Raw genomic sequence first — 7,952 nt, 5'->3', positions numbered from 1 at the left:
GGGCGTGCATCGAGAAGACAGATTATCCCATCCCGGCAGAACTGATGCCGTCAACCCCGTCCTGGTGAATAGATACGCGTAAATCGCTCCTCCCGCTATCACGGCCAGCCGCATTTCCCCCTTCCGGCTGGCCACCGCTGACCTACAACAGCAACCGGGACAAAAGCCTCTCGTTCGTCCGATTACGCTTCGCTAATCGAACCTACAGGGGCGGTGGCTTGGGCACATGCTGCTTGGCGCCAATAGACGCCATTTATGTCAGCCTGTGTTGACAAGACGACGTTGGATGCAGGGATCCTTGGCGCTTGGGCGGTTTTTCCGGATACAGTGGTTCCTTGCCATTTCCATTCAAGGATGAAGGAATTTGCCATGCTGGAATCACAGCTCACGACCCTGCACGTCGTCTCGCTGGCGCTCGAGTACCTGTGCCAGGAGGCCTCCCCCCCGCAGCAGGAGCGGATCAGCGCCGCCCTGCTGGCCCACAGCGGTATCGAGGCGGCGGACGTGCACAACAACGACGCCCGCATCACCCGTCACCAGGAGCTGACCGTGTGCGCCAACGGCCTGTCTCGCTGCCCGGATCTCGGGCTGAGGCTGGGGCAGCGCATGCACATCTCGGCCTATGGCCTGCTCGGCTATGCCGCCATCTCCAGCGCGACCCTGGGGGAGGCCCTGCAACTGATGTTCGCCTACCCCTCCCTGCTCGGCACCTACTTCCACCTGCAGCTGCGCATCGAGGGCGATCTGGCCTGGATCTGTGCCAGCGACTATCGCCAGCGGGAGGACCTGCGCCGCTTCAATATCGAGATGTGCCTGGCCTCCCTGCGCCAGACCTGCAGCGATCTGGTGGGCCATCCGCTGCCGGTGCGCCGCGCCGAGTTCAGTCAGTCCGAGACCGCCTACTCCGGCAGTTACCGCACCAGTTTCGGCCCGCACATTAGCTTCGACGGCGAACAGGATGCTTTTGCCATCGATACCCGTGCCCTGGCGACGCGGCTGCCCCTCGCCAACCCGGTCACCCACAACGAGATGCTGGTGCGCTGTCGCAAGCTCAACGCCGAATTCAACACCCGCCAGCGCTGGCTGGAGCGGGTACGCGAGCTGCTCGGCACCCAGCTGTCGGCGCCGCCGCGACTGGAAGCGCTGGCCGACCAGATGCACTGCTCCGCCCGCACCCTGCGCCGCCACCTCTATGAGATGGGCACCAACTATCAGGAGCTGCTCGACGAGCTGCGCTTCGAGCGCGCCAAGCAGCTGCTGGCAGAGAAGCACCACGCCATCTACCAGATTGCCGAGGAGCTGGGGTTCAGCGAGAGTGCCAGCTTTCGCCACGCCTTCCAGCGCTGGAGCGGGGTGCCCCCCAGCCAGTTTCGCCACTGAGGTGCGCATAAAAGGGACAATCAGGCCGCCCAGATTGGCCTGATCTATCCCCTTTTGGCCGCTGCCAGCATTCACAGTTTTGCAACACTCCCCAACAATGGTGCCGTCACTTCCGTAAACCCAGCAAAAGGAGAGCCGGAATGCTCACCATCTACAGCGATGATCACCATCTGCACCACGGACGATGCGAGCTGATCGACGGTCAGTTGATGCCCTGCTTCGAGAAGCCGGAGCGGGCCGATTTCATCCGCGAGCGCGTGCTGGCACGCCAGCTCGGCCCCATAAAACCGGCCAGGGACTGGGGGCTGGAACCGATCGCCCGGGTGCACGATCAGGGGATGCTCGACTTTCTGCAGGGGGCCTGGGCACGCTGGGCAGCCCTCGGTCAGGAGGGGGATCTGCTGCCCTACACCTGGCCGACCCGCACCCTGCGCCAGCAGAAACCGGACAGCGTGCACGGCCAGTTTGGCTACTACAGCTTCGATGCCGGCGTCCCCATCACCGCCGGCACCTGGCAGGCGGCCTACAGCTCGGCGCAGGTGGCGCTCACCGCCCAGCACCATATCGCGTCCGGCGCGGACAGTGCGTTTGCCCTGTGCCGCCCCCCGGGCCACCACGCGGCCGCCGACCTTATGGGTGGCTACTGCTATCTCAACAACGCCGCCATCGCGGCCCAGGCCTTCCTCGATCAGGGTTATCGCAGGGTGGCCATCCTCGACGTGGACTATCACCACGGCAACGGCACCCAGTCGATCTTCTACGAGCGCAGCGACGTGCTGTTTGTCTCCCTCCACGGCGACCCGGCCATCGAGTTCCCCTTCTTCCTCGGCTATGCCGACGAGACAGGCGCCGGGGCAGGCGAGGGGTACAACCTCAACCTGCCGCTGCCCGCCGGCAGTGACTGGCCGGTGTGGAGTGCGGCCCTGGAGCAGGGCTGCCAGGCCATCGACGACTACCAGCCCGAGGTGCTGATCGTCTCCCTCGGGGTCGACACCTTCGAGCTGGACCCCATCTCCCGCTTCAAGCTGACCAGCCCGGACTACCTGAAGATGGGCGAGCGCATCCGGGCGCTGAATCTGCCGACCCTGTTTGTGATGGAGGGGGGTTATGCGGTGGAGGCCATCGGCATCAATGCCGTGAATGTGCTGGAAGGGTTTGAACAACGCTGACTTGCGACCGTTTTTGCAACATGGAGATTATTGTCATGAAGACACTCACCCGCCTGTTTGCCACCAGCCTGCTGGCTGGCTCCCTGCTCTCTCCCGCCGTCCAGGCCAGGACCGGAGAGCTGCATGTCTACAACTGGTCCGACTATATCACCGACCAGGCGCTGACCGATTTCAAGGCCCAGACCCAGATCAAACTCTCCTACGACGTCTTCGACACCAACGAGGCGCTCGAGTCCAAGCTGCTGGCCGGCCGCTCCGGCTACGATGTGGTGGTCCCGTCCAACATGTTCCTGGCCAAGCAGGTGCAGGCGGGGGTGTTCCTCAAGCTCGATCGCAGCAAGCTGCCCAACTGGCAGCACCTCGATCCCAAGCTGATGCAGCTGCTGCAGGAGAACGACCCCGGCAACGAGCACGCCGTGCCCTACATGTATGGCACCGTGATCATGGGGTACAACGTCGACAAGGTGAAGGAGGCGCTCGGTGACCAGGCGCCGGTCGACAGCTGGGATCTCATCTTCAAGAAGGAGTACGCCAGCAAGCTCGCCAAGTGCGGCATCACCCTGCTCGACTCCCCTGCCGAGATCATCCCCATCGCCCTCAACTATCTGGGCCTGCCCCCCAACAGCACCAGCCCGGCGGACTACGAGAAGGCCAAGGAGCTGCTGCTGTCGGTCCGGCCCTATATCCGCTACTTCCACTCGTCCAAGTACATGAACGACATCGCCAACGGCGATATCTGCGTGGCGGTGGGCTACTCCGGCAGCTTCTACCAGTTCGGCAACATCGCCAAGGATGCCGGCAACGGAGTCAAGGTGGCCATGCGCCAGCCCAAAGAAGGGGCCCCCATCTGGTTTGACATGCTGGCCATCCCCAAGGATGCCCCCAACGTCGACGAGGCCTACCAGTTCATCAACTTCCTGCTGCAACCCAAGGTGATCGCCCCCATCAGCGACAAGACCGGCTATCCCAACCCCAACAAGGAGGGCATCGGCCTGGTGAAGAGCGAGATCCGCGACAACCCGGACCTGGTGCCCACCGCCGAGGGGATGACGCACCTCTTCCCCCTCAAGCCGCTGCCCGCCAAGGCTGAGCGGGCACGCACCCGCATCTGGACCACCATCAAGTCGGGAGTCTGATCCGACCGATGCAAAGAGGGGCCATCAGGCCCCTTTCTGCATCTCCTGTCACCCGATCAGCCCACGCCTGCCATAGGCGCAGGGGGATCGGTCATCAGTGTCAGTGACGCTGCCACCACCCCGCCACAAAAAAAGCGCCTTTGGAGGGCGCTTTTGGTGATCGATCGTGGCCGATCCCGCAATGGCACGACAGCCGCTACTCCACCGGCGCCATCAGGTGCTGATAGGGGGTCCCCGACCACATGATGTAGGGGGCCGAGGTGTCAGGGGAAGGGCCTTTCGGGTACTGATCGTAGAAGGCGTCCTCGGCGCCGACGATCATCACATGGGGCCCGGTCTGCAACCAGTTGTTACTGGCGGTGGGCTGGGTCGCGTAGGGGTCGGTGTTGCTGGCATCGGTACCGCCCTTGAGCATGTACATGAAGCCGATCTTGCCCTTGGGCGGGGGCTCGTGGCTGATCCAGGCGTGGGCCCAGGCCATCGCGGCCGCGTCCATGCACATGGGGTCCGGCCCCGGCGTGGCCGGGTTGTCGGGCATGCAGGTAAAGCCGTTCTTGCCCTCGCGCAGGGTGCGCATCTTGCCATCGGCGCCCATGGCAACGATGGCGGCATTGGCACCGACCTTGGCGGGGGCCGCCGCCATGGCGCTGGCGATCATCGCCTCGTCTGTCATCGCCGCGCCATCGGCCATCTCTTCGGCCTGCGCCAGGCCGGCCAGGGCAATGGCCGCGAGCGCTCCAAGGGTGGACATGTGCTTGCACATAACGTCTGTCTCCCGGTTGGTTGGAGGGATCACACAGGGCCTGACTACCATGGCGGCCATGCTGCCGGGCAGCAGCTGTCTGGTGGGGGACGGGGTGATCGACAGATGACGTCACGGGATCGCAGCCCGGGGGACTGCGTTGAACCCGGGGCGCCATCTGTCTGACTATAGCCCCTCCCGGCCCCTCCCCTGGACAACCTGGCCACAGGAGCAGACCTCTGGCTCCCTGGCCCCCCTGGGGCTATCTTGTCACCAGGCCCCGGCGAGGGGATCCGTTGAACGAACAAGGGGGAATGAATGAAAAGAGCCATCACGGCGGCCCTGCTGACCATGGCCATGGCCGCCGGCGCACAGGCCGCCGACAAGATCACCACTGTGCCCGTGCAGTTTGCCAAGGGGGCCCACAGCACCCAGGTGAAGGGCAACTTCTCGGGCTACGACACCATCCACTACACCCTGGTCGCCAAGGCCGGGCAGACCATGAAGGTCACCATCGCCGGCAGCAGCAACGGCAACTTCAATGTCTTCGCCCCCGGCGCCATCCCGGGTCAGGCCGAGGCACTGGGTCGCAATGATGGCAATGGCCTGTGGCAAGCCACCCTGCCCAGCTCCGGCAAGTATCTGATCCAGGTCTACCAGATGCGCGCCTCCGCCCGTCGCGGCGAGCAGGTGCCCCACACCCTGTCGATCAGCATCCAGTAACCGTCTTGCCCCATGAGAAACGGCGCCCGAAGGCGCCGTTTTGCTTTATAACCAGACGAGTCAGCCCTTGTAGGCGGGCAGCAGGTCCACCATGTTGAGCAGGTGGAAGACGGCGGTCAGCACGCCGAACAGGATCACCAGGGCAATCATGAAGATGCCGCCGGGGGCACGGAAGCCCTCGCCCTCTTCCTCGCGCCGGGCCGCCCGCACCTTCCAGGCCAGCAGCGGCGGGATGATGCAGGTCCACAGGGTCGCCACGGCGCCCGCATAGCCGATGGCCACCAGGAAGCCGAACGGGAACAGGAGCGACAGCACCAGGGGTGGCAGGAAGGTCACCGCCCAGGACTTGGCGCGGCCGCCGCGGCTGTTGTCGAACTTGAACAGGTCCGCCAGGTAGTCGAACACCCCGAGCCCCACCCCGATGAAGGAGGAGAGGATGGCCGCCATGGAGAAGGCGTTGAGGGCGCTGGCCACCGCCCTGGACTCGATCACCGAGCCGAGCGCCTTGAGCAAGGCGTCCACGTTGCCCCCTTCTGCGATCACCGGGCCGAACTCGCTGCGGGGCAGGTTGCCAAAGACGCTCACCAGCCAGACGAGGTAAAACGCGAGCGCGATCAGGGTGCCCCCCAGGATGGCGCGGCTGGCACGCTTCTCCTCGCCGTAGTAGGCGCGCATGGACGACACCGAGTGGTGATAGCCGAAGGAGGTGAGCGCCACCGGCAGCATCACCAGGGCATAGGGGGCATAGCTGACTTCACTACCCACCCGGTCGAGCAGCAGATCGAGGCGCACGTTCATCGACAGGCCCGAGATGCCGAAGGCAAAGCTCAGCCCCATCAGGATCACCAGCAGCACGGAGATGCGATCCACCGCCCGGGTGGAGTGCCACACCAGCAGGGAGAAGACCAGGGTGAAGAGGATGGAGGATAACTGGCTGCCCATCCCCGTCATGCCGTCGATGATGAGGCCGGCCGAGGTGATGTAGGCGTAGAGCAGGATGCCGCCGACGAAGTAGACGCTCAGGTTGTTGAGGGCGTTGACCTTCTCCCCCAGCAGATCCCGGGTCACGGTATCGAAGGAGACGCGCAGGGGATAGCCCCGATAGGATTCCAGCAGCATCCAGCCGGAGACCGTCATCACCACCATGGTCAGTGCCACCGCGAGCATGGACCAGAGGGTCCAGGCGCCCGCCCCCGCACTCGGCAGCCCCAGCATGCCGGCCCCCACACAGACGCCGGCAATGATGCATGCCCCGCCCACCAACGATGGTTTCTGTTCCATTACTCCCCCAAACGGATTGTCGACTGGTCACGGCACACCGCCGTGCTTCTCCTGCGTTCGCCATTGCTGGCGCGAGGGACTTTACCCTGCATACCTCCGGGTATCAAATCCGGAGGGAAAATGGGGGGAAACGAGCCGGATCCTGCGCCCCATCCCCACGACATGTCCGGGACGGGGCCAGGTTCAGACCACCCGGGTCATCCGGTGTAGACGGGCAGCAGGTCCGCCATGGCCATCAGGTGGAAGATGGCGGTCAGCACCCCGAAGACGATGACCGCCAGTATCATGGGCTGGCCGCCGGGGGCCCTGAAGCCCACCTCTTCCGGGGCCAGCTCCCGGGACTTCTTCGCCAGCAGGGCGGGGATGATGCAGGCCCAGACGGTCGCCGCCGCCCCGGCGTAGCCGATGGCCACCACGAAGCCGAACGGGAACATGAGCGACAGTGCCAACGGCGGCAGGAAGGTCACGGCCCAGGACTTGGCGCGCCCCTGGCGGCTGTTGTCGAACTTGAACAGATCCGCCAGGTAGTCGAACACCCCCAGCCCCACCCCGATGAAGGAGGAAAGGATGGCCGCCATGGAGAAGAGGTTGATGGCCTGGGAGACCTGCCTGGACTCGATCACCGAGGCCAGCGCCCTGAGCAGCACGTCCACGTCGCCCCCCTTGGCGATGACGGGACCGAAGGCGCTGCGGGGCAGGTTGCCGAAGATGCTCAGCAGCCACAGCAGGTAGAGGGCCAGCGCGATCAGGGTGCCCCCCAGGATCGCCTGCTTGGCCTTGTGCTCCTCGCCGTAGTAGGCGCGCATCGAGGCCACCGAATGGTGGTAACCGAAGGAGGTGAGCGCCACCGGCAGCATGGCCAGGGCGTAAGGGGCGCGGCCCAGCTCCTCGGCAAAGGAGTTGAACAGCTTGGCGGTGTCGACCTTGCTGGCAAGCCCGGAGACCCCGAACACGAAACTCAGCACCATGAAGACGATCAGGACGACCGAAATCCTGTCCACCGCCCGGGTCGAATGCCAGACGAACCAGGAGAACACCAGCACGAACAACACCGAGGCCAGCTGGCTATTGATGCCCAGCAGGCCGCCCAGGATGAGACCCGACGAGGTGATGTAGGCATAGAGCAAAATGCCGCCCACGAAATAGACGGTGAGGTTGTTGAAGAGATTGATCCTGTGACCGAGCAGATCCTTGGTCACCGAGTTGAAGGAGGCGGTCAATGCGTAGGGTTTCAGGGCTTCCAGCAGCATCCAGCCTGAAACCGTCATGACGACCATGGTAAGAATGATGGCGAGGGTTGACCAGCTGGTCCAGGCCCCGGCTCCCGCGCTCGGCAGCCCCAGCATGCCGGCACCGACACAGACGCTGGCAATGATGCAGGCCCCTCCGATGACGGACGGTGTTGATGTCATGTGTGTCACTCCAAATCTTTCACAGAGCAGTGAAAAAAAAGGTTCATCGCGGCTTTCCGGGGAAGGCCGCCTTGATTTTCAGAAAAAAGTATTCTGAGTCCCTAAATCC

Annotated in this window: 7 protein-coding genes; 4 read left to right on the top strand and 3 right to left on the bottom strand. The window is 64.2% G+C overall.

Annotated features, from left to right (window positions below):
* Positions 1 to 369 precede the first annotated feature (369 nt).
* The 3 genes from PG896_RS19965 to PG896_RS19955 all read left to right on the top strand — a co-directional run bounded on the left by PG896_RS19965 (position 370) and on the right by PG896_RS19955 (position 3,685).
* Complete coding sequence (locus PG896_RS19965; protein ID WP_270836132.1) at positions 370 to 1,380, top strand: AraC family transcriptional regulator; 1,011 nt, start codon at positions 370 to 372, stop codon at positions 1,378 to 1,380.
* Positions 1,381 to 1,520: 140 nt separating this feature from the next.
* Positions 1,521 to 2,549, top strand: a complete 1,029-nt coding sequence (locus tag PG896_RS19960) for a histone deacetylase family protein (RefSeq protein WP_270836131.1) — start codon at positions 1,521 to 1,523, stop codon at positions 2,547 to 2,549.
* A gap of 35 nt (positions 2,550 to 2,584) precedes the next feature.
* Positions 2,585 to 3,685, top strand: coding sequence for a polyamine ABC transporter substrate-binding protein (locus PG896_RS19955; protein ID WP_216983778.1), 1,101 nt, complete (start codon positions 2,585 to 2,587; stop codon positions 3,683 to 3,685).
* A gap of 196 nt (positions 3,686 to 3,881) precedes the next feature.
* On the opposite strand, the gene PG896_RS19950 is transcribed toward PG896_RS19955, so the two are convergent.
* On the bottom strand, positions 3,882 to 4,436 hold the full coding sequence (locus PG896_RS19950) for a hypothetical protein (protein WP_134697335.1): 555 nt from the start codon (positions 4,434 to 4,436) through the stop codon (positions 3,882 to 3,884).
* Positions 4,437 to 4,745: 309 nt separating this feature from the next.
* Between PG896_RS19950 and PG896_RS19945 the strand changes: the two genes are divergently transcribed.
* Positions 4,746 to 5,150 (top strand): g-type lysozyme inhibitor, encoded by a 405-nt coding sequence (locus tag PG896_RS19945; protein WP_270836128.1) that lies wholly within the window; start codon positions 4,746 to 4,748, stop codon positions 5,148 to 5,150.
* A 60-nt stretch (positions 5,151 to 5,210) separates the two neighbouring features.
* Here PG896_RS19945 and PG896_RS19940 read toward each other — a convergent pair whose 3' ends face one another.
* Together PG896_RS19940 and PG896_RS19935 are read right to left on the bottom strand one after the other, a co-directional pair.
* Positions 5,211 to 6,431 carry an aromatic amino acid transporter gene (locus tag PG896_RS19940; RefSeq protein ID WP_270836127.1) on the bottom strand — a complete coding sequence of 407 codons (1,221 nt, stop codon included), beginning with the start codon at positions 6,429 to 6,431 and terminating at the stop codon, positions 5,211 to 5,213.
* A 197-nt stretch (positions 6,432 to 6,628) separates the two neighbouring features.
* A complete protein-coding gene (locus PG896_RS19935; RefSeq protein ID WP_270836126.1) occupies positions 6,629 to 7,843 on the bottom strand; it encodes an aromatic amino acid transporter in 1,215 nt (404 codons plus the stop codon).
* Between the last annotated feature and the right edge of the window lie 109 nt (positions 7,844 to 7,952).

This window comes from Aeromonas sp. QDB30, from assembly GCF_027707645.1.
Lineage (GTDB): Bacteria > Pseudomonadota > Gammaproteobacteria > Enterobacterales > Aeromonadaceae > Aeromonas > Aeromonas caviae.
The sequence above is the reverse complement of the archived record's forward strand: the minus strand, read 5'-3'. Positions and strand labels throughout refer to the sequence as shown.

Excerpts from the sequence above, each read along its gene's own strand:
- PG896_RS19945 (WP_270836128.1), top strand. The coding sequence starts at position 4,746 with ATGAAAAGAGCCATCACGGCGGCCCTGCTGACCATGGCCATGGCCGCC.
- PG896_RS19965 (WP_270836132.1), top strand. The coding sequence starts at position 370 with ATGCTGGAATCACAGCTCACGACCCTGCACGTCGTCTCGCTGGCGCTC.
- PG896_RS19960 (WP_270836131.1), top strand. The coding sequence starts at position 1,521 with ATGCTCACCATCTACAGCGATGATCACCATCTGCACCACGGACGATGC.
- PG896_RS19935 (WP_270836126.1), bottom strand. The coding sequence starts at position 7,843 with ATGACATCAACACCGTCCGTCATCGGAGGGGCCTGCATCATTGCCAGC.
- PG896_RS19940 (WP_270836127.1), bottom strand. The coding sequence starts at position 6,431 with ATGGAACAGAAACCATCGTTGGTGGGCGGGGCATGCATCATTGCCGGC.
- PG896_RS19950 (WP_134697335.1), bottom strand. The coding sequence starts at position 4,436 with ATGTCCACCCTTGGAGCGCTCGCGGCCATTGCCCTGGCCGGCCTGGCG.
- PG896_RS19955 (WP_216983778.1), top strand. The coding sequence starts at position 2,585 with ATGAAGACACTCACCCGCCTGTTTGCCACCAGCCTGCTGGCTGGCTCC.